We start from the raw sequence: 20,820 nt of genomic DNA, 5'->3' as shown, positions 1-20,820 counted from the left end.
CCGGTCCTGCGCGACGCACCTGGCCTGGGGTCGCGCACTGTGGTGTCCGGCCCCGAAGGTGAACGGCGCGGGGTCATGCCCGAAGGCGGCCGTCTCTTGTCCTGGGCCGCACCGCCGGGACGGGGTCAACGCGCCGCGGTGTCCTCCCCGGCGGTGCGGCGCGCGATCGGGGCGGGCGGGGCCGCGGCCGGAAGGTCGACACGAAGCAGCGCGCCACCGCGTGTGGAACGGGCGACAGCGGCCCGGCCGCCGTGGGCGTTGACGACCCGCTGCACGATCGACAGCCCCAGACCGGATCCCGGCAACCCCCGGGCGCTGTCGGCACGGTAGAACCGGTCGAACACCCGCGGTACGTCGACTGCGTCGATGCCCGGCCCGGCGTCGTCGACCTCGAGCACCGCCGACGCGCCCTCGGCACGCAGCCGGACCTGGACCGGCTGGTCCGCGGGGGACCACTTGCCGGCATTGTCGATGAGGTTGAGCACCGCCCGCTGGAGCGCAGCGGGACGCCCGCTCACCCACACGGAGGTCACGTCGAGCGCGACCTCGATGTCAGGCACGCGGGAACGCGCCCGGGTCGCGGCGGCCACCACCACGTCGGCGAGGTCGAGCAGCTCGGTGCTCTCGTCGCTGACGTCACCGCGCGCCACCTCGGTCAGCTCGGTAGCAAGGGTGCTCAACTCGGCCACCTGGGCGCCGAGATCGTTGAGCAACCGGGTCCGACTCTCCGCCGAGAGTGCGTTGTCCAGGGTGCCGCGCCGATCGAGCCGGATCAGCAGCTCGACGTTGAGGCGCAGGCTGGTGAGCGGGGTCTTGAGCTCGTGGGCGGCGTCCTCGGCGAGCAGCCGCTGGGCCCGCCGGGAGTCCCGGAGCGCGGCGAGCATCTCGTTGATCGACTGGATCAGCCTCCGGATCTCCCCACCGCCCTCAGCCGGGATGTCGGCGTCGAGAACCCGGGTGTGCGCGACACGTACCGCTGCGGCAGTCAGCCGGTCGATCGGTGCCAGCCCGGCCCGCGCCACGGTCCGCCCGACAAGGGCGCCGCCAACCACGCAGAGCAGCCCGATCACCAACATCCCGAACCCGAACCGGTTGATCGGGCTGTCGTCGGCCACGCGGGCCACCTGGACCGCGCCGTCGCCCGCCCGCAGTGTGTAAATGTGGTAGCCGTCCTCGTCGCTGTCGTTCGTCTCCATCAGGTCGGCCGACGCGCCCTGCGCCACGCGCCCGGCGTGCCCGCTGACCGGAGGCAGCGCGGGTTGGCCGACCGGCGTCCGGGTCGAGCCGTCGGGCAGGATGACCCGTACCAGCCGACCGGACCCGGGATACGGCGGTAGCTGAACCTGCGCCACACCGGCGCGCTCCGCGTCCGTCGCCAGGACGCGGGAGTCGGCGCGTAGCTGACCCTCGGCGGTGTCCCGCAGCTCCCAGTCCAGCAGCTCGCTGGCCACCTGGAAGGCCATGAACACGCTGACCGCGATGGCCGTCGCCGCGATCACCGTCAGCCTGGTCCGCAGGGACCGCCGGCGCCACCATCGGGTCAGCCGGCGCGGTACCCGGCCGGCGGGCCTGCTCACGGAGGAGTCTCGCGCAACGTGTATCCCAGGCCGCGCAGCGTGTAGATCAATCGCGGCTCACCCTCGGCCTCCATCTTGCGGCGCAGGTAGCTCACATACACCTGGAGGTTGTTGGCGGTAGCGCTCATGTCGAAGCCCCAGATCGCCTCGAACAGCGCGTCGCGGGTCAACACCCGGGTCGCGTTGCGCACGAGGACCTCCAGGAGGGAGAACTCGGTCCGGGTCAAGCGCAGCGGGCGCCCGCCACGCCACGCCTCGAACCTGTCGGGATCGACCCGGACATCGGCGAACGACAGGACCTGCGACTCCCCGTCGGCCGGCGTGCGCCGGCGCAGCAGGGCCCGCACCCGGGCCAGCAACTCCTCGGTGGCGAACGGCTTGGGCAGGTAGTCGTCAGCGCCCGCGTCCAGCCCCGCGACCCGGTCGGAGACCTGATCCCGGGCGGTCAGCATCAGCACCGGCAGATCCCGACCCGCCGCCCGCAACCGCCGGCACGTCTCCAACCCGCCGAGGCGAGGCATCATCACGTCGAGGATCAGCAGATCCAGTGCGTCACCGCCGGCCCCACCGACCCCGTCGAGCACGGCGAGACCGTTGGCGACGGTGCTGGTGTCGTAACCCTCGACCTGGAGAACCCGCTCCAGCGACTCACGGATGGCCGCGTCATCATCCGCGATCATGATCCGCACGCCGGCGCGCCCCCTTCCAGTCGATGCTTTGCCGCTCATCCTCCCTGATCAACCTGAAGCCAGGATTAGAACCGTCGCCACTCTCGCCGGCAGCGCGCCCTGCGCCACCGGCTGAGTTGACAGCAGGCCGGCCGACGCGATCAGTCGCCCGAATCGGCCACGGTGTTCCCAGGCACGCGGAGTCAGGTTGGTGCGGGTGAGACCGGGGTGGGCCAGGGCGCTGACGATCGGCGTTCCGGCGGCGCGCAGGCGAGCATCGCATCCTCCGTGGATACCTCTTCGGCGGATCCGAAGTGGAGCGCGTCTGGTGCGCTGACGAATCGGCGCTTTTTACCCGGTCAACGTGCCGTCCGAGCGGGATGGGCAAGCAGATGAGGGGCCAGGCCCACGCGCTGCCGTGGGATCGGCGACGGATGTGCTACGGTAGCCGAGTTGCAGTTTTGATTTCCGTAGACGTTATCCGGCGCCTGATGGGGTATCTGAAACCCATCTAGGCGCTTTTCGTTTTTCGTGTCGATTCGACGCGGGTGATCAACGCGGCGGCGTAAGGGTCCGCACATTGCGGTCTCTGACAGCCTGCGAGGAGCAGACATGACTACAGGTACCGTGAAGTGGTTCAACGCCGACAAGGGCTTCGGCTTCATCAGCCCGGACGACGGCGGCGTCGACGTCTTCGCCCACTTCTCTGCGATCTCGGCAAGCGGCTTCCGCAGCCTCGACGAGAATCAGAAGGTGGAGTTCGACGTCACCCAGGGCCAGAAGGGCCCGCAGGCGGAGAACATCCGCCCGCTCTGATCCACATTCTGTGAGCGGCGGCCCGACTGGTTCAGCGGGCCGCCGTTTGGCGTTTAGCCAACCGACGTTGCTGTGTCTCGGCACTAACGGGGCCGACCGACTGCATCTACTCGATCGACTTCAACAACGATGGCCCCCGTACCCCGACCATATGTTCGAGGTCCTGTTCGTGCTGGCCGTTCTGGTCGCTACCGTGCTGGGAATAGTGGCGGTGCGCAGACAAACTGACGGACTCGAAGGTCCAAGGAACCTCGACGTCGGCGGGCGACCACCGCCGATTTTCACGCACGGCACGGACGGCGCGACAGAGTCGTCGGGGACAAACTGACGGTGCGGCACCCCTCCCCGGAGAGCCCAGTGGGATGTACGGTCCATCGCCATGAGCTATGACCTGATCTTCGTGCCCCGAAGCGACGACCAGTCCTGGGATGACGCGTTGGAGGCGGCCGAGGCGGCCGACACCGACGAGCGTCCAAGCGGCGAGGCTTGGGCCCGACTGGTGGCGGCGGCGCGGCAGGTGCTCGGTGAGGTCTCCGTCTTCGAGGGGGCCCACAACTACGAGCTGACTCACGAGCCGACCGGTATCCAGGTCAGCTACTACGCAGAAGAGGCTGGGATCACGGTTCCCTACTGGTACCGAGGTGGAGATGCCCGGGCGATCGTCACGGCGATGTATCGGATCGGCGAAGCCGTCCAGGCGGTCACGGGCCTACCCGGGTACGACCCCCAGCTGGAGCTACCACTGTCGGATGCCGTCGCGCAGCCGGAGCTTGCCGTCAGGGTCTTCGACGACGTCGCTGCGTCCTTTGCGGAACGAGGAATCTCTAGTCCCAGCAACGGCTGAGTGACTATCTGGGTGACGAAGGGAACGAGCAGCGGTGGACGCCTATGACTCCGGTGGAAGGCTTCCGCAGCTAGGTGCTCATGAGGGCGCAGGTCAGCACGCCCTGTTGGTTGCCTGGGGGTCGGGGCCGGGCGGCGGCGTTCACTCACGGGCGCCGGCCAGCTCCACCGGGCGGGTGCGCAGCGCGCCGGCGGCGGGGAGCACGGAGGCGACCACGGCGACCACCACGCACGCCCCCAGCGTCGCCGCGAGCGTCTGCCAGGGCAGCACCACGCTGGACCAGACCGACAGGGCGGCCAGTGAGCCCCAGATGCCCAGGATGTTGACCGCCGTCACGATCGTGCCGAGCACCGCGCCGACCACCACGACGGTCATCGCCTCCACGGCGACCAGGATGAGGATCTGCCGCTTCGTCGCACCGGCGAGGCGCAGCACCGCGAGGTCGCGTACCCGGTCCGAGGTGGCCATCACCATGGTGTTGCCCAGCGCGATGCCGGTGTAGATCAGCGCGATGCCGAGCACCACCAGGTAGCCGACGCGGGTCTGCCGGCTGTTGCTCGGGTACTCCGACCGGATCCACTCCGCCCGAGTCTGCACACCCGCGGCGGTGGGCTGCAGGGCGGCCCGGACCGCCGCGGTCCCGGCGCTCGCGTCGGTGCCCGCGGCCCAGGTGACCTCCAGCCGGTCCGGCGGAACCCCCGGCGCGTTACGCGGGGTCACGTAGACGCCGTTGTTGCCGGTGCCGGCGGCGATCACGGCCGCGATCCGCAGCGACGTCCTGGTGCCGTCGCCGAGCCACACGTCGACCTGCTCGCCGACGGTGTGCTGCGCCCACTCCTCGTTGACGACGATGCTGCTGTCGTCGAGGTCGGCAATGTCGCCGGCCCGCACCGGCAGCTTGCGCGCCCCGGTGAGCTCGCCCGGCTCGACGGCCTGCGCGTCCGAGCGGATCAGCGCCGTGCCCTCCTCGAGGTGGTAGACGGCGGTGGCGGCGCTGGCCATGACCGTGGCTCCGGGCACCTGGCGGACCTGCGCCACCGTCTGGGCGGCGAAACCCCCGGCGGCGTCGTCGGCCTGCACGATCAGGTCGGCGCGGGTCTGCTCCCGGATCTCGGTCGCCTTCGCCTCGTTGATGGTCGCCGTCGCACCCAGCAGCGAGCCGGCCAGCGCCACGGTCACCAGCACGGGCGCCGCGATCGCCGCGGTGCGCCGCACGCCGGCGGCCGCGTTCTCGTGCACCAGCATGCCGGTGGCGCCGGGCAGTTGGGCCGGGAGCCACGCGAGCAGCCGGGTCAGCGGCCGCACGAGGATCGGCGCGAGCAGCGCCACCGCGGTGATCAGCAGCATCGGCTGGGTGGCGTACGTCTTGCGGTGCAGCGCCTCGCCCGGGTCGGTGAGCAGCCGCCAGACGAGCATGCCGAGCCCGGTGGCGAGCAGGCCGGCCCCGAAGATCCAGCGCCCCAGCGTCATGGCCCTGGTGTCCACCGAGGCCTCCCGCAGCGCCTCGACGGGACGGATGCGCCCCGCCCGCACCGTGGCGACCGTGACCCCGCCGAGCGCGACGAGCAGCCCGGTCCAGAACGCCACGTGGTACGGCCAGGTGTACGCCCCGATGGTGAACCACGGGGGTGCGAGCTGCTCGTCGACGAGCAGGCTCGCGAGCCACGGGGCGCCGTACGAGCCCAGCACACACCCGGCGACCGAGGCGAGCACGCCCACCACCATCGCCTCCATGAACAACATCGAACGCACCTGCCGCGGGGTGGCGCCGGCGGTGCGCATCAGCCCGATCTCGCGGCGCCGCTGGGCGACGGCGAAGGCGAAGGTGGACGCCACCACGAAGACGGACACGAACGTGGTGACGCCGCCCGCAGTGCCCAGCAGGGCGTTCATGGCGATGAGGGCGTCGCGGTCGCGGTCGGGCTCCGGGTCGGCCTTGCGCCGGTCGCTGCCGGTGAGCACCTGGACGTCCGAGCCGGCACCGAGCACCGTACGCACCATCTCGGGCGCCGCCTGCACGACCAGGTGGTCGATGCGCGGCGACAGTTTGGCGGCCTCCGCGTCGGCGAAGAAGATCGCCTCCTCGAAGCGGGCCGGCGCGACCACGCCGGCGACCGTACGCGTGCTCAGCCCTGCCGGGGTGCGCACCGGCACCGCCGTGCCGACCAGGGACGCGTCGCCGGGGAGCACCACCTCGGCGGGCTTGCGGGGCTCGTGCCCGGCGGTCAGCCGGTATCCGCCGAACGTGGCGATCGACCACGGATGCCCGACCAGGCCGGCGTCGTCGCCGTCGGGTCCGGTGACGCGTACGGGGAACGACCGGTCGGCGACCGTGGGGGCCTTCGCGGCGAGCGCCGTGGCGACCTCGGGCGCGACGCCGCGCGGCTGGGCGAGCGGCTGGGTGCGATCACCGATCGGCGAGGGCACCCGCAGCTCGTCGGCGCCGCGCACCACGACCGGCGCTCCGGCGAAGCGCTCGGGCTTCTGGTCGGGGGCGTCGAGGGTCGACGCGAGCCCGAGGCCCATCGTGGCGATCAGCGCCACGCCCAGCGCCAGCGCGACGAACGTGCCGACGAGCGTCACCCAGCGGGACCGCAGGGTGCTGAGGGTCACGGTCAGCACGCGGCGGTCTCCATCTGGGTCATCCGGGCGGCGACGGCCTTGGCCGTGGGCGCCGCGAGCTCGCCGTTGAGGTGGCCGTCGGCGAGGAAGACGACGAGGTCGGCGTACGACGCGGCGACCGGGTCGTGGGTGACCATCACGATCGTCTGCCGCTGCTCGTCCACCATGCCCGCAGCATCGTGAGGACCTCGCGGCTGGTGGTGGAGTCCAGCGCGCCCGTGGTCTCGTCGGCGAAGAGCACCTCGGGCTGGGTGATCAGCGCCCGGGCGATCGCGACGCGCTGCTGCTGGCCGCCGGACATTTCGCCCGGCCGGTGCTTGGCCCGGCCCGCGAGCCCGACCTGGGCCAGTACGTCCTGCACCTGCGAGCGGCCGGGCCGGCGCCCGGCCAGCCGCAACGGAAGCGCCACGTTCTGCTCGGCGGTCAGCGCCGGCAGGAGGTTGAAGGACTGGAACACGAAGCCGATGCGCTCGCGGCGCAGCAGGGTCAGCTTCGTCTCGTTGAGCGTCGTCAGGTCCGTCTCGCCGAGCAGCACCGCGCCGGAGGTCGGCCGGTCGAGGTCGGCCGCGCACTGCAGCAGCGTCGACTTGCCCGATCCGGAGGGACCCATGACGGCGGTGAAGGTGCCCTCGGTGAAGGACAGGGAGAGGTCGTTCAATGCGGTCACTGCTCCATCGCCCGCGCCATAGGTGCGGGTGACGTTGCGGAGCCGGATCGCGTCACGGGTCATGGTGCAACCTTGGTGTACGGCGAGGCTGCGCACAGCCTCGGGGGAGCGAGTCTCTGGGGTAGTGCCAGCGAAACGGGGAAGGGGCACCCGTGTTGGGAGACGCCGGTGCCCCTTCGTGGATGGAACGGTCAGACCCCTCCGGTCTGGGGTCGGGGCACGTTCAGCGCGGCACCCGGTCGCGGGGTCACCAGTTGGGCGGCGACGCGCGCACAGACGCGTGCGCCGTAGTCGAGACCGTGCTGGTCCGGGTAGCGCACCTGCACCGCGAGTACCCAGTTGTTGGTGATGGCCAGACAGTTGACGTGCCAGTTGCCGTCATAGTCGAGCGAGGTCCAGCCGTTCTTGATGCTGACCGGGTCCTTCTCGAGCATCTCCATCGGTAAGCCGTCGATGATGCCCCACCGGCCACCCTCTCGCGCCTCCTGCTGATCCTTCTTGGCGGTGGTGCCCCAGACGTTGCGCATCTCCTTGAGCAACCAGTCGGTCCATTTGGGACCCGCGGCCTTGCCACTCTTGACACACTCGCCCATTCGTACCGCGTCTTGGGCGGTCATCTCGGTGAAGCTCCACCAGCCCGCGTAGCCAGGCATGGTGCCCGGCCTCGTCTTGGTCAACCGGCACAGGCTGATCATCCGTCTGATCACCGCTGTGCGACCGCCAGCGTTGTAGAGCGCTTCGGCCGAGTCGTTGGAGCTGTAGCGGATCGCTTGGCTGGCCTGTTTCAGGCGTTCGTTCGAGGGCGTCTTGTTCGCCTCCGCCGTTCGGCGCAGGAAGTCCGCGACGATCCAAACCTTGATCATCGATTCGGTGGAGTTGGTCGACTTGGCACTGTTGGCCGAGCCGGCGGTCTGCCCGCTCTCGCGGTCCAGCAGTGCCCACGCGAAGAAGCCGTCCACCGGCACCGATATCGGTGCGGCGGCCAGGGTCGGCGGCGGTGGCGGGGTCAGCGCGGGCGGCGGGGTGGTGGGGGTGGCGGATGCGGAGTCGGTCGGATCGGGGGTGGTGGCGAGTCTGGCGTACGCGGCAGGGACCAGCAGGACCCCGCCGAAAACGATCGCCGCGACCGCAAACACCATAATCACGCGAGGGCGCATAGAAGGCTCCAGGGGGATGGGCCAGGGGGTGTGTTGCAGATGGGCGGTACGGGGCGGGCCGCGCCGAAGTGACCCGACCCGCGCCGTACCGTTGTCAGCTGGTCTGGCCGACTTCGTTGACGGTGGCGAGGTCCAGCACGGCTCAGAAGGTGATCTTCGCGGCGCTGCTCGGCAGGCCGGCGGAGGAGCCGATGAAGAGGTGGTCGGCCTCCTCGGCCGGTAGGTGCATCGAGTGGGTCACCCGACCGGTCAGGTCGACCACGAGCAGGCGGTCGTACTCGTCATCACCTGGTCCGAGGGCTGGGGCGGGCTGGTCCGATGCCGGTATCCCGCCCGCGTCGTGGTAGACGCGGATCAGCAGGTGCTGGTCGTCCGTCCAGCCGATCAGGCTGCCGGCAAGGGGCACCTTGACGCTGTGCTGGACCGCCCCGGTGACCGGATCGACCACCGTGACCGAGGTCTGCCGCACCCCATCGGAGTACGGCGACAGCGCCAGTTGCCCGCCGTCCGGAAAGAAGCTGACGTCGTCCAGCTGGCCGCCGCTGACGGGAACGGTACGCACCACTTTGCCAGCCAGGTCGTAGATGCGGATCCCGGTCACCGTGGGCTCATCGAGAGATTTGGAGAGCGTCAGCGCGAGCCCGTTACTGTCCGGCGTCCAGATCAGGCCGGTGGCCTGGTCGTTCTGCTCGGCCAGGTCGGGCAGTGGGACGAACGTTGTCGTGAGTGTCTCCGAATCCACCAGCACGAAGCCGGGCGTACCCGTGCGCGGCAGGTGGGTGAAGAGGATGCGCTGCCCGTCCGGCGACCAGCGCCCGTCGGTCGAATAGCCGGGGAAGTGGGCGTGGCTGGTTCTGCCGAGTTCGGCGATCCACCGTACGTTCCCGCTGGTCCGGTCAAGTACGCCCGCCCGGGTGGGATAGCGCTGACTGTTGTCGCCCGTCGCGACCAGCACCTGGCTGCCGTCCGGGGATGGCATGGCATACCGGTACGGCACCCGGTCGTACCGGCCGGTCTTCGCGTTCAGTAGGAGCGAGTACAGAAAGTTCGGGCTCGGATCATCGATTTTCGGATCGCGGATGCCGCTGTACGCGGTCACCACGAGTGGCCTCAGCCCGTTATCGGCGAACTGGTCGCCGGCCGTACCGCTGATCGGGGCGACGACGGCGACCACGCCGATCAGCGCGGCGCAGATCGCCGCGGCGAAGCCACCGCCGACGGCCTGCCGGGTGACCCGTTGCCGGCGGGCGCTGACCAGTGCGGCCTGGGCCAGCCCGACCGGCGCCGGCGCGGTCTCGGCCAGTTCCTCGAATGCGGTCCGGAGCGCGCTGGTGAGGTGCTGGTTCATCGGTCTACCGCCTCCTTCGTGGCGAGGATGTCGAGCCTGGGACAGAGTTCGCGCAGCCGGGCGAGAGCCCGTGCGGCCTGGCTGCGTACCGTGGATTGGGTGCAGCCCAGAATCTCCGCGATCTCGCTGTCCGGCCGGTCTTCGAAGTAGCGCAGCACAAGCACCGCCCGGTGTTTGGGCGCGAGCTGCGCCAACGCCTGCCTGAGCGCCAGGTTGAGGTCGACGGTGGCGGTGGCGTCGCCCGTCGTCGCGACCTCCGGCACCTGTTCAGCGCTGACCTCGCGCCCCCGGCGGAGGCTGCGCCACCAACTCGTCTGCTGGCGGTACAGCGCGGTGCGCAGGTACGCCTCTGGGTTTCCGGTGCGGATCCGCCCCCAGTGTCGGGCGCCCTTGGTCAGTACCGTCTGGAGTAGATCCTCGGCCTGCTGACGGTGCCCAGTCAGGGCGAGCGCGGTCCGGAACAGGGCGTGCGAGCGGGCCGCGACGAAATCGCTGAACTCCCGGTCGAGGTCAGCGTCCATGGGTGTACCTATCCCTCATACCGATAACAACGCCAGCCCCGCGGTGGCTGCTGCTTTGCCGGCCAAGACAGCGCCGCCTGCCCTCGGACGAGCACGATCTCAGACCCGAATCCGGGCCGGGTGGCTGGCACACAGGTTCACGCCCGCGATCGTTGCAGTGGGACGCTTCTGGGGTGGCGACGGCGGCGGTGCGCCCCGGGGACATGGCTATGTCGACGCTGTGAGCAGCCTTACCACTGATCTCGTCCGTGCTGGCAACCGTCCCTGACACGTACGTCCTACTGTCGTGGGATGAGTTCTGCCGCTCGTCCTCCCTTGCCGCCCGACGTCGACCCGCACCTGTGGTTCGACACTGAGCAATGCGGACGCCACTACCTTCTCGATGGCAACCCGCACACCGGCGCCGGCCGCATGGACGCCTACTGCGCGGAGCGCGGCATTCGAACCCGGGTGTCGAAGGGGGAGATCGGCGACTGCTCCGAGCAGACCCGGTACTTCGTACGCGGGTTCCTGTCCGGCAGTGAGCTGGCCCCGCCGGAGTCGCGCGACGGCACCGATGCGGCCTATCTCGCCTGGCGCGAGGCGGCTGCTCGTTTCCGAGACACCGGTTCCTGGGTCGACGTCGACGCTGCCGGTGACATCGCTACCGCCCCAGCGGAGGAAACCGAGGCGGAGGAACTCCCCGACGAACTGCGGGCCTTGGTCCGAGAAGAGGCGACGGTGCGGGTGGCGCTCGTGGTCGACGTGCCGGACAGTGCTGCGGACCGCGCCGTGGAGGTGGCCACGACACTCGCCGGACGGGTCGGCAGGCGGACCTGTGACAGCCCCGGCCCCGTCGAGGTCAGTGGGCCGGTGTCGATCACCCGGGTGTACGCGCTGGTCGGTGTCACCGGACATCGCCCCTGGGTGGCGGTGCAGACGGCGATGACAGCACTGGGCCGCAGCGGCTGGTCTCCCGCGACGGCGGTCGAGGGCGAGCAGTACGTGACAGCGGAGTTCCAGGCGCACCGCGAGCTCAACCGAGGGCTCGACGCGCTGGGAGTGAGCGCGGTGGAAATCCATGCCGGGTATGGACTGGGCCACGACCCGTCGCGCACGCCGGACAGTCGGTGGCGGGGCGAGTGACGACGGCGGTCGGCCCGCTAGTGGGCGGTCAGCTGGATTGCCGGTGGCGGCCGAGTGACAGGACCAGGCCGACGGCGGCCAGGGCGATTCCGGCGGCGGCGGTGTAGGTGGGGAGTTGCGCGGGGACGCCGAGGTGAACGGTGATCCCGAGGATGCGGGACAGGCCCCAGGGCAGCAGCGCGAGCTGGTCGTTCCACACCGTCAGCGCGCGTTCCAGGCCCACGACCGAGACCAGGGCGGACAGCACGCCGAGGGGCACACCCGCGGCGGTGAGGGTCAGCCCGACGGCGCTTCGGCGGCGCAGGCCGTACCGGTCCCGCAGGACCACGGCGACGACCACGAACAGCCAGCAGAATGCCGCGAACGCGACGGTGACGTACGACGCCCGCAGACTCGGCGCCGTCCAGAAGGCGAACCAGTAACCGCCCGGTCCGCGCCCGGCGAGCGCCCCCAGCAGCAGTACGCAGCGCAGCAGCGCGACGCCGCCGATGACGGCCCAGAGGTGGAACGGATCCCGGCGACCGACGACGAGGCGTACGACGAGGGCGAACAGCGCCCACCCACCGAGGGTGACCAGCAGGTGCGCCGGGGCGGCGAACCAGGTCAACACGAGCCGGCTCGCCACCAGCACCACGGCCGGGACGAGCCACACCAACACCCGGTCTGCCCGTGTCATGGGCGTGGGCAGCGCGGCGACCCGCCACGGCCGGAGCGCGCCGAGCAGCAACCCGCGCGCGGCGGCTGCCCCGAATCCACGCCCGTACCGGCCGAGCAGCACCATCAGCAGGATCGACCCGAGTATCGCCCGGGCCGCCCAGGCCATCGCCGGGTCCCGGTCGGCGCGCCGCGCCCCGAGGTCGGCGGCGGTGAAGTTGTACGCGGGCAGGTCCAGGTCGGCGCCGTAGCGCTGCCGGTGCGCGTCGCGCGCGTCCTGGTACTCCGCAGCGGCCAGTTGCCAGTCGTGGCGGGCGGCCGAGGCACCCGTGTCCAGCCACTGCGCGTGTCGCAGCACCATGGTGCGGTACGCGCTCAGCGTCTCGAACAGGTCGACCTGGTAGTCGAGTGTCGCGGCGAAGCGCCCGCGCAGGTCGGGGTCCCGCCAGGTCGCCGGTTCGGTGGCGGCGACCAGGTCGCGCATGCGCCGGGCCAGCGCGACGGCCTGGGTGCCCTCCTCGATCGCCTCGTCGACGCGGCCGCCGGTCACCGCGTAGATGCTGTCCAACGCGGCGGAGTCGCCGGTCACGATGTCCCACTCGAAGATCCACATCATGGGTGGCGGTTCCAGCCCGAGCGCCCGCACCGACCGGTCGGCGTACGGACCGATGTAGAGGCCGCTGGTAACCGCCTGTCGGGACAGCGCCATGGCCTGCCCGATCGCGGCGACGGTGGCCGGGTCGTCGGAGAACGTGCGGTACGCCCAGTCCGCCGTGACCTGCGCCGGGTCGACGTCCGGGTCCCAGGCCAGCCGGCCGACGGCGTACGTGTTGAGGTCGTAGAGCTGCCAGAACCCCGTGCGCAGGTACAGCGACATGGGTCCGGCGCGCAACGGCCCGCCGTCCTGGGTCCAGTTCCAGACGCCCTCGACGTTCGGGTTGGCGGCAAGGAACGCGCGCAGGGCCTGGCGGTGCAGCGGGCCGAGGTCGTTGGGCAGCGAGCCGAACGCCTCGAACTCGCGCCGGGCCTGGAACTCCACGATGCGGCGATGCCCGCCAGCCAGCAGGGTGGTGTTCAGCGGCAGATGGCTGTAGAAATCGCCAAGGGTGTACTTCGTGGACACGATCAGATGCGGATCATCGAGCCCGCCGAGGACCTGCGCGTACGACACCGGGTTGGTGTGCAGGTCGCCGACGGCGCCGACGCCCACCGTCCACGTCCGGAAGATGATCTCCCTCCCGGCTCGGCCCGCGGTGTCCAACAGCGCCCGCAGCATCGCGCGCACGGACGCTTCGGTGGTGACCGCGAGCCGCGACGAGTAGTCCCAGCCGGTCCCGGCGTACACCTCGCCGCCCTCACCGACGCGGACCATCAGGCCGTCGACGAACGGCATGCTCTCGAACAGCTCGGCCAGACCGGCCTGGTAGACCGCCCACAGCCGGGGGTCGGCCGCGTCCAGGCCGCCGACGGTCCGCGTCAGGTATGCCTCCAGCGGGGGCGACACCGCGAGCATGTCGGTCAGCAGGTAGACCCGCACGCCCATGTCCTCGGCGTACCGGAAGACGGGGCCGAACGCCGCGACCATCGCCCGTGCGCGCTCGACGTGCGGGTCGCCGGGCGGGTAGACCGCGCGCCCGTCGCCGACCTTCACGAACGTGACGTACTCCAGGAAGCCGGGCACGACGATTCCGTTGAATCCCTGCGCCACCGAGTGGTCGACGAACTGCCGAAACTGCGCGTCGATGCGGGCCACCGCGCCAGCGTCCACCCACGGCGCGCCAGGCAGCACCGCCGACCCGACCACGTCGGTGTTCAGGCCATAGTCGTCACCGGCGGCGAAGACGGCCGGGTCGGGCTCACGCCCCACCGAACCCGCGTCGGTCAGCCGCAGGCCGAGCCGGGGGATGACCACCCGACCCACGTCCGCCGCGGGGAGCGCCTCGACACCGGAGCGGATCCGGTCGGCCAGCCGGTACATCCCGGCTGCCACGCCCGCGACGTCGCCGCCCTGGACGGCCAGCTCGGCGCCGCGCACGTCGAGCCGGTACGACTCGGGCGTCCCGCTGAGGGTGGCCAGCACGCCCGCCCGCAGCGTGCTCACCGCCGACAGGTCCGGGGCCGCGACGCGCGCCGTGCCGGTGCCCGGCGCGGTCGTCGCGGACCTCGCCGGGCTCGACGCGGCCGGGACGAGCACCGGCCGGGGCAGGCCGCGGACGACGACCGCGTCGGCGACGGCGGCTGCGGCCTTCCTGAGACGCGGCTCGTCGGGCACGACGAGGGACGCCAACGGCGGGACCGGCGCGGGCTTCCGCGCCGGCGCGGCGACAGCGTTCTCGTGCGGCACGTCGGCGGGGGTGTGGCTCAGCCCCAACGTGTCGCCGACGCCCCAGGCCGTGGCCGCGCCGAGCGCCACCAGGACCACTGCGGCGACAAGCAGCGGATACGGCCTGCGGACCTGGACAACATGAGCCACGCTCGCATGGTAGTGGCCCCGCCGGCGTCAGTCCTCGACGTACGAAAGCAGGCGGCGAGCGCCGTCGGCTACCGCGAACTCCTCGTACAGCGGGTGGCCGGGTGATACCCACGCCGAGGCGACCCAGATGCCATCCGGACATCTTGCGGAGAGCGGGCCGACCACCGTGGTGTCTACGCTGCCCGGGTGAGCTACGACCTGTGCTTCTGGCCGTCTGGGGCTGCCGATGACCCTCGCCGGCTGGCGGACAGGCTCGCGGATGAGAAGGCCGGTGGTCTGGTGCCGGACGAACGCGTTCTGGCTTTTCGCACCGAACTCTTACGTCGATGGCCGGACCTCGCCGACATGATTGCGCCATGGCACAGCGATGTGGGCTGGCGGCAGCCATGGGGCGACACAGGGCTCGCCGATCGATTCGTCGGCCTGACCCTGCCCTACGGCTGGGAAGACTTGAGTGCGCTGCCTGTTCTGGCCGGATCGTTCGGCCTCGACTCGTACGATCCGCAATCGGAACGGTTGGTGCCGCCCGGATCGCTGCCACCGCACAGGGCAGTCCGCGACGACGTGGCGCAGGTCGAGGGATGGGTGACCGAGGAGAACGTCGTTCGGTTGCTCAGGCAGATCAGCGTCTACGTCGGGTATGCGTACGACGATCTGGACGAGGCGGCGCTGGTCGGCGCACTCGATGACACCGACGACGACGCAGCCGACGGCTGGTTCGAGTACCCGCTGGCAGGCACGCCCATGCTGGTAGTTCGGCTGGCGCTGTCACCCGGCAGCACAGTGGTCAGTGTCCGCGTGGAGGGCGCCATGGATCTGGTACTGGCTACACGGATAGAGACGGCGCTGGACCTGCTGTAGCCACTCCCAGGAACAGCAAGCTGTGCGTGTCGGGATCTGCCGCACCCTCTCCCGTAGAGTGCCTGCGTGCCGGACGATGCCAACGCCCTGCGCCTTCGCTGGGCGATGCTTGGGGCGCCCTTGGCGACGGTCCTCATGCTTGGCGTGGTCGTCGTGGCCGGGACGGCCAGGGGTAGTGATCCGGACGTGTGGATGCGTCCGGTGGTGCTGGCTCCGCCCGAGCCTTGCGGCGGCGGTGCGCCACTTCGCACCTGCGGTGGACATCGTTGACATGGGCTGAGGGTTCGTCGCCAAGTGAACGCAGGCCTCAGGCTGGGAGTGGTCAGAGCGCGTCTGTGGTTGGCGACTATGCGTGGCAGGATGCGCCCGTGCGTCCGCGGCTGTTCCTCCTGTCTGCTGCGGCTCTGTGTGCCGCCGTCCATGTGGCAGGCGTCCTGACCGCCCGTCCGGTCTGGCGCTACGCGGAGCTGTTGAGCGTCGGTTTCCTCCTTGCTTGCGCCGTGGTCAGCCGATCGCCGACTTCGCGCTGGCCGCTGGGGGTAGCCCTCGCGGTCCTGCTCGTGGACGCGGTCCGGACGATGCCGGCCGCTGGGGACAGCGATGGCGACGGCTGGAAGGTGCTCGTGCCCGGCTCGGCCCGGGAGGCACCATCCGCCTTCGAGTCGGGGCTCGCCCTCTGTTGGCCTTCGTTGGTCGCGGTGGTGGTGCTGCTCGTTGCGTGGCGCCGCAGTGGCTGGCATCGGCAAACCGCGGTGCCCGCTGGTGTGCTGGCAGCGCTGATCGCCGGCTATGCGGCCTTCCGTATCGTCAGTATCTGGCGTGCCGTTGCTGCTGAACCTCGGCGAACGGCCGGCACCGAGGTGGCCGATCTGGTGATGGCCGTGAGCATGGCGGTCCTGCCGCCCCTGGTCCTCGGGATTACCGCGCTGGCGCTCGCCTCGGCGCTCGCCGGCCACGGTCGACGGCTCGCCTCGATCGGCGCGACGTTGCTGGCCCTCGTGGCGCTGCCGCTGATGGACACAAGCGTTGGCATGGTCGCGATGCCCCTGTCGGTAGGCAGTGACAGCGGCTTGTTCGCCTGGGCGGGCATCACGCCCACCCTGTCCATGCCGCAACCGATGCTGGCGCTGACGATGGCGGTCGAACTGACCGCGTACCTGCTGCTGGTCGCCGGCCTTACTGATTCACCCGATCCGGTGGATGCGTCGCCGGCCGAGGCTTGAGAGCGTCGGCGTTGGTGGAAGACTGGTGGAGCCGATGACCCCGTCGCTGGCCGGGTCGGCTGTCCGGCGGCCGTGCCGCCGGCATTGCAGTGGCTACGGCGGGAGACGCTTACCGTGGAACGGCTTCCGGACCTCGGCTCCAACGCGATGCTGACGTAGCCCGGCCCCCTGCACGTGGCGGCGGTGATCTGTGCGCTGGCGCAAGGGCAGGTCACTACGTCCAGCCCGGTGTTCAGCTGTTTGAGGACGCGGGCTTGTGGCTCTCAAAGGAGGAGGCGGCGCGTTGCTGGAGACGGTCGGATTGGGAGACTGATCCACCGCTCACACCAAGGCCGCGCCGCGCGGCATGATAAAAGCCGTCACGTCGCGTGTTGGCCTGCTGAACGAGTTCGGATAGCGGCTCGGAAGTCTCCTCGACGCCACGGGCCCGGTGCTCGAGCCTCCAGACCGCCTCTCGCCAGTCTTGCGCTGCAGCGACGGTGCTGGCATCCCCAAGGAGCAGGAGGTTTTCCCATACCAGGGTGTGCCTGATGTCGGCGTCGGCGAGCCGAGGTAGCGCCGCGGCTTTGTCCAACCCCGAGCGATACCGGTCACCGACCGTCGTGGCCAGGACTTTCAGGGATACCGCCTGGATCTCTTTGAGTACCTGGGCGAACTCGCTGTACGCCTCCATTCGCCGATCGTCCCATCGCGCGGCCTGACTGCGTTTCCACTGGCTTCTGCTGGACAGGAAGGTTGCCAGACCTGCGCCAAGGGCACCGACAACGACGCCCAGTAGTGCCGGTAGCTGTGAGACGAAAGCGTCCATCAGCTCAAGGGTGCCATGCAGCGGCAACTCAAGGTCGGCATCAGATCCGCAGTCGACGAGTGGGTTGATGGCCTACAGCACCGGAATGGCATCCACCGGCGTCCGAATGTCGGATATCGCCGCGGAACCAGGCGCGAATGTGGGCGCGACGCGTGCGCGCCGTCCACGTGGTGCGGACGGCGCGCACGGTGCAGGACCGAGGGTCAGAAGCTGCCGGCCTTGACGTCGGCCACCGTCACACGGGAGACCTCGAAGGTTCCGGCAATGGAGGTTCCCGTCTCCGGGGAGTCCATCTTGGCGCTGATCGGTACCCCGCTCTCGGCGTTGATGATCAGCACCTCTTGGGTGTCGTCAGTCCACACCTTGGCGGTGATGGTCAGGGTGGGCTGCCCGCCGGTCGTCGAATCCACGACGGTGACACCGGGGATGGTGGAGGTCAGGCGAAGCACGCCCGCCCGTACCTTCGGATCGCCTCCCCCTGCGGAGAGCACGTCGACGCTGTTGACCCAGAGGTGATTGGCGGCGATGAACTCCCGGTCCTCATCCGTAAGCGGAGACGGGTTGGCGACCCCCTTCTGCCGAAGGATCTCCATTCGCCTTTCCTCGGCGCCGGCAGGGGGCTTTCCCTCGTCGTACACGGAGTTGATCATTTGCTCTCGGGCTTCGGCGAGGTCGCCGGTTACCGCGTTCCGCGCCGCCGCCACCCCACGGGTGTGGAAGCCGTTGCCGAGGTTCTCGCCACGAGCGATCACCCGTGGGAGTTCGTTCCTGGCCTCCGTGTAGTAGTACTCGCCGCCGTCGGTGTACAGGTGGTACCGGGTGCGAGATGGCACGGTGCCCCTACGGACATCGACCTTCTCGATGATCAGCGACGCGTCGCCCGGCAGCGAGGCGTTGTCCGCGGTGAGGTTGGCTGCCAGGGACACGAGCTTGATGTTGCCTGCCGGTGCCCCTGAGGCGGCCCCGGCGTGATTGTCCGTGCCGGTCGGAGCCGGGGCCGTGCCGGATCCCGTGGCCATCGGCAGGGCCAGTGCGAGAGCGACCACGGCCGCGACGCCGCCGCCAGCGGCCAGGCCGAGCACCCGGCGGTTGCGTCGCCGGGCCCGGCCGCGCTGCTCGATCGCCTCGACCGGGCGATCCATCTGTACGTCGGAAAGGGTTTGTTTCACCGCGTCCCACACCTCATTGTCATTCATGATCGAATCTCCTAACGGGCTGCGGGCGCGAGCTGCCCCCGCAGGGTTGCGGTGGCACGGGACAGATGGACGGCCACGGTTTGGGCGGAGATGCCCAACGCCGCAGCCACGGACCTGGTGTCCAGGTCGAGCCAGATACGTAACACGACCACCTCACGCTGCCGCTGCGGCAGCCGGCGAACGGCGGCCAGGAGAGCGTCATTCGGGTCGAAGTCGTCCTCGATGAGAGACGCTCGCTCGTGGCCGTCGAGGGCCACCTCCCGCCGGCGTCGCCGCCACCAGGACACCCGGATGTTGAGGGCGGTGCGCACCACCCACGCCGCCGGTGCCGGGTGCTGGCTCAACTGTCGCCAGGAGGCCCAGGCCCGCGCGTACGCCTCAGCGACCAGATCCTCGGCCAGCGCGCGATCGCCCGTACCAGCTAGTACGGCGCGCAGGCAGTTGTCTCGGGACCGCTGGTAGAAGTCCGCGAAGTCCGTCCGTTCTCGTTCCACACGGGGTTTACGCATCAGCGCCCCGATCCATTTACTTCCACGGAAAAATCTTCAGTTGATCGTGAGGTTAGCGGTGACAAATGGGTTGAACCCTACGTGAACGTCCTGATCGACGGGATGTCGATCAGTTGCTGTCGGACGGAGCAGGCGTCGGGAGACCGAGGCTCTGCGGTCTGCGCCGCGAGGGTGCCGGAGGTGATCAGGGCACCACTGCTGACCAGGTGCCGGGAGGGTCGGCGGGCTCTGGCCGACGCCAAACGAGCACCGCCCGAGGTGACAGGCAGCCACCGATCAGCGCCGCCAGTCGCCCAAGGTGCGGCGAAGGCCGCCCGGCTTGCGGGCCCGACGAGCAGCAGCCCGGAAGACGACGGATACTCGCATGATGACTGAACCGGATCTCGACCCCGAACAGTATCCGCCCATCGATCCGCGTGAACCGGTGCCCGACGACCCGGGCGTCCTTCTGCCTGGCGCGCCGGACGAACTGCCCGAAGCTCCGACCGAACCGATGCCAGACGACGGTGGCAACGCCGGCGGCGTGCGCGAGCCGGCATAGATCCGTCCGCGATCGAGCGCGCGCCGCATGTCTCGTGCCGCATCCCCTTCGAGGCCGCCCGCACCCCGCACCGAAGAGCGGTCCGGGCCAGGCCGGGGCTCAGTCGAGCAGATAGCCGGCCGGGACGGCGTCGGTGAGCCAGACACCGTTGGCACTGCGGTGGAACACGTGCCCGGCGGCGGCCATCGCCGCCGCGTCGATGGTGAGGATCACCACCCGACCGGCCCGTCGGGCGCCGACCCGGTGGGCGGTCTCGGTGTCGGCGGAGAGATGGACGTGATGCCTGCCGCCGCGGTGCAGGCCGGTGGCCCGGATCGACTCCAACGCACCGGCGCTGGTGCCGTGATAGAGCCGGTCCGGTGGGGTCACCGGGGGCAGCCCGAGGTCCACCGGGACCGAGTGACCCTGGTTGGCCCGGATCCGCAGCACCCCGTCGGTGCCGCGCTCGACAGCGAACCGCTGCTTGTCGTTGCCGGCGACGACCGCGTCCAACTCGGCCCGCTCGATCCGTAGGGCGGTGAGCAGAGCGTCGACGGGGGTCCAACCGGCCGGGTCGAGCACCAGGCCGGCCCGGTCAGGGGCGTGCCGGAGCGCCTTCGACATCCGTTTGCTCAACTTCACCAGGCGCTCGCGTTCCACGGTGGCATTGTGGTCGATCCAGTCGTTCGAATCGAGAGGTTTTCCGGCGACACCGCCACCGGGTTTCCCCCCGGTGGGCCTGGCGGGTACGGGCGGCCCGCTCCGACCTGTCTACTGAAAAGGCGGGCCACCCCGAAGGTCCTCGCGTCCCGGACCGCAAGGAGGTCGACTTTGGTGCCCTGAGCGGCCCCTGTCGTAGCTCTACGGCAGCAGCGGCAGGTGGGGATCCGACAAACGTCAGCCCCCACCTTCATCGCCGCATTCTGACAATTGGGCGATGCTGCCGGCGTCAGCGCCCGGTGGACACGATGTTCGAGGATTGCCCGTTCTGCTCTTCGCGCTTCAGGCGCTTCGCAGTCTGCTTCTCCTTGGTCGTCTTACCCTTCTTCTTGACGTTCGCCTTGGTCGTCGAGTCCTTGGACATGATCGAACCTCCTGAAACAGGTCGGTGAACGTGCAGAGTGGTACTCGCCTGATCGCGGCGTGCTGACAGAAGACCCACGCGGCGGGCGCGCAAGTCCTCCACTGCACGCCGACCCTACGCTGTTCCAGCTCCTGCCGACGGTGGGAA

Annotated in this window: 18 protein-coding genes and 1 pseudogene; 6 read left to right on the top strand and 13 right to left on the bottom strand. The window is 70.1% G+C overall.

Annotated features, from left to right (window positions below; genetic code table 11):
* Positions 1–125: 125 nt before the first annotated feature.
* Together AB0C01_RS06450 and AB0C01_RS06445 are read right to left on the bottom strand one after the other, a co-directional pair.
* Positions 126–1,499: an ATP-binding protein gene (locus AB0C01_RS06450; protein WP_357570437.1), complete on the bottom strand. Its 1,374-nt coding sequence runs from the start codon at positions 1,497–1,499 to the stop codon at positions 126–128.
* A gap of 74 nt (positions 1,500–1,573) precedes the next feature.
* A complete protein-coding gene (locus AB0C01_RS06445; protein ID WP_357240316.1) occupies positions 1,574–2,266 on the bottom strand; it encodes a response regulator transcription factor in 693 nt (230 codons plus the stop codon).
* Between the two features lie 591 nt (positions 2,267–2,857).
* Between AB0C01_RS06445 and AB0C01_RS06440 the strand changes: the two genes are divergently transcribed.
* Positions 2,858–3,061: a cold-shock protein gene (locus AB0C01_RS06440; RefSeq protein WP_357240313.1), complete on the top strand. Its 204-nt coding sequence runs from the start codon at positions 2,858–2,860 to the stop codon at positions 3,059–3,061.
* A gap of 379 nt (positions 3,062–3,440) precedes the next feature.
* A complete protein-coding gene (locus AB0C01_RS06435) occupies positions 3,441–3,905 on the top strand; it encodes a hypothetical protein (protein WP_357570436.1) in 465 nt (154 codons plus the stop codon).
* A gap of 141 nt (positions 3,906–4,046) precedes the next feature.
* On the opposite strand, the gene AB0C01_RS06430 is transcribed toward AB0C01_RS06435, so the two are convergent.
* The 5 genes and pseudogenes from AB0C01_RS06430 to AB0C01_RS06410 form a co-directional block, all read right to left on the bottom strand.
* Entirely contained in the window at positions 4,047–6,527 is a 2,481-nt protein-coding gene (locus AB0C01_RS06430; protein WP_357570435.1) for an FtsX-like permease family protein, read from the bottom strand.
* A pseudogene (locus AB0C01_RS06425) lies at positions 6,521–7,257 on the bottom strand (ABC transporter ATP-binding protein). Before AB0C01_RS06425 ends, AB0C01_RS06430 begins: the two are co-directional and overlap by 7 nt.
* A 128-nt stretch (positions 7,258–7,385) precedes the next feature.
* The gene (locus tag AB0C01_RS06420; RefSeq protein WP_357240301.1) at positions 7,386–8,351 is read right to left on the bottom strand and encodes a hypothetical protein; all 966 of its coding nucleotides are present in this window, start codon (positions 8,349–8,351) and stop codon (positions 7,386–7,388) included.
* Between the two features lie 142 nt (positions 8,352–8,493).
* A complete protein-coding gene (locus AB0C01_RS06415) occupies positions 8,494–9,699 on the bottom strand; it encodes a hypothetical protein (RefSeq protein WP_357570434.1) in 1,206 nt (401 codons plus the stop codon).
* Entirely contained in the window at positions 9,696–10,220 is a 525-nt protein-coding gene (locus tag AB0C01_RS06410; RefSeq protein ID WP_357240295.1) for a SigE family RNA polymerase sigma factor, read from the bottom strand. The genes AB0C01_RS06415 and AB0C01_RS06410 overlap by 4 nt, the downstream gene beginning before the upstream one ends.
* Before the next feature lie 291 nt (positions 10,221–10,511).
* Here AB0C01_RS06410 and AB0C01_RS06405 point away from each other — a divergent pair, with 291 nt between their 5' ends.
* Entirely contained in the window at positions 10,512–11,345 is an 834-nt protein-coding gene (locus AB0C01_RS06405; RefSeq protein WP_357570433.1) for a hypothetical protein, read from the top strand.
* A 28-nt stretch (positions 11,346–11,373) separates the two neighbouring features.
* Here AB0C01_RS06405 and AB0C01_RS06400 read toward each other — a convergent pair whose 3' ends face one another.
* The gene (locus AB0C01_RS06400) at positions 11,374–14,472 is read right to left on the bottom strand and encodes a hypothetical protein (RefSeq protein WP_357570432.1); all 3,099 of its coding nucleotides are present in this window, start codon (positions 14,470–14,472) and stop codon (positions 11,374–11,376) included.
* Between the two features lie 186 nt (positions 14,473–14,658).
* On the opposite strand from AB0C01_RS06400, the gene AB0C01_RS06395 reads away from it, so the two are divergent.
* The gene (locus AB0C01_RS06395) at positions 14,659–15,333 is read left to right on the top strand and encodes a hypothetical protein (RefSeq protein WP_357570431.1); all 675 of its coding nucleotides are present in this window, start codon (positions 14,659–14,661) and stop codon (positions 15,331–15,333) included.
* A 368-nt stretch (positions 15,334–15,701) separates the two neighbouring features.
* The gene (locus tag AB0C01_RS06390; protein WP_357570430.1) at positions 15,702–16,556 is read left to right on the top strand and encodes a hypothetical protein; all 855 of its coding nucleotides are present in this window, start codon (positions 15,702–15,704) and stop codon (positions 16,554–16,556) included.
* A gap of 232 nt (positions 16,557–16,788) precedes the next feature.
* On the opposite strand, the gene AB0C01_RS06385 is transcribed toward AB0C01_RS06390, so the two are convergent.
* The 3 genes from AB0C01_RS06385 to AB0C01_RS06375 all read right to left on the bottom strand — a co-directional run bounded on the left by AB0C01_RS06385 (position 16,789) and on the right by AB0C01_RS06375 (position 19,069).
* Complete coding sequence (locus AB0C01_RS06385) at positions 16,789–17,364, bottom strand: hypothetical protein (protein ID WP_357240280.1); 576 nt, start codon at positions 17,362–17,364, stop codon at positions 16,789–16,791.
* Between the two features lie 203 nt (positions 17,365–17,567).
* A complete protein-coding gene (locus AB0C01_RS06380) occupies positions 17,568–18,545 on the bottom strand; it encodes a hypothetical protein (protein ID WP_357570429.1) in 978 nt (325 codons plus the stop codon).
* A gap of 26 nt (positions 18,546–18,571) precedes the next feature.
* A complete protein-coding gene (locus tag AB0C01_RS06375; protein ID WP_357240275.1) occupies positions 18,572–19,069 on the bottom strand; it encodes a sigma-70 family RNA polymerase sigma factor in 498 nt (165 codons plus the stop codon).
* 367 nt (positions 19,070–19,436) lie between these two features.
* On the opposite strand from AB0C01_RS06375, the gene AB0C01_RS06370 reads away from it, so the two are divergent.
* Positions 19,437–19,610 carry a hypothetical protein gene (locus AB0C01_RS06370; RefSeq protein WP_357570428.1) on the top strand — a complete coding sequence of 58 codons (174 nt, stop codon included), beginning with the start codon at positions 19,437–19,439 and terminating at the stop codon, positions 19,608–19,610.
* Positions 19,611–19,709: 99 nt separating this feature from the next.
* On the opposite strand, the gene AB0C01_RS06365 is transcribed toward AB0C01_RS06370, so the two are convergent.
* Positions 19,710–20,249 (bottom strand): RNA 2'-phosphotransferase, encoded by a 540-nt coding sequence (locus AB0C01_RS06365; protein WP_357570427.1) that lies wholly within the window; start codon positions 20,247–20,249, stop codon positions 19,710–19,712.
* Positions 20,250–20,538: 289 nt separating this feature from the next.
* Positions 20,539–20,673: a hypothetical protein gene (locus AB0C01_RS06360; protein ID WP_357240266.1), complete on the bottom strand. Its 135-nt coding sequence runs from the start codon at positions 20,671–20,673 to the stop codon at positions 20,539–20,541.
* Positions 20,674–20,820: the final 147 nt, after the last annotated feature.

This window comes from Micromonospora sp. NPDC048905, from assembly GCF_040649655.1.
Lineage (GTDB): Bacteria > Actinomycetota > Actinomycetes > Mycobacteriales > Micromonosporaceae > Micromonospora.
Note: the sequence above shows the minus strand (reverse complement) of the source record. Positions and strands in the feature narration are given on the sequence as shown.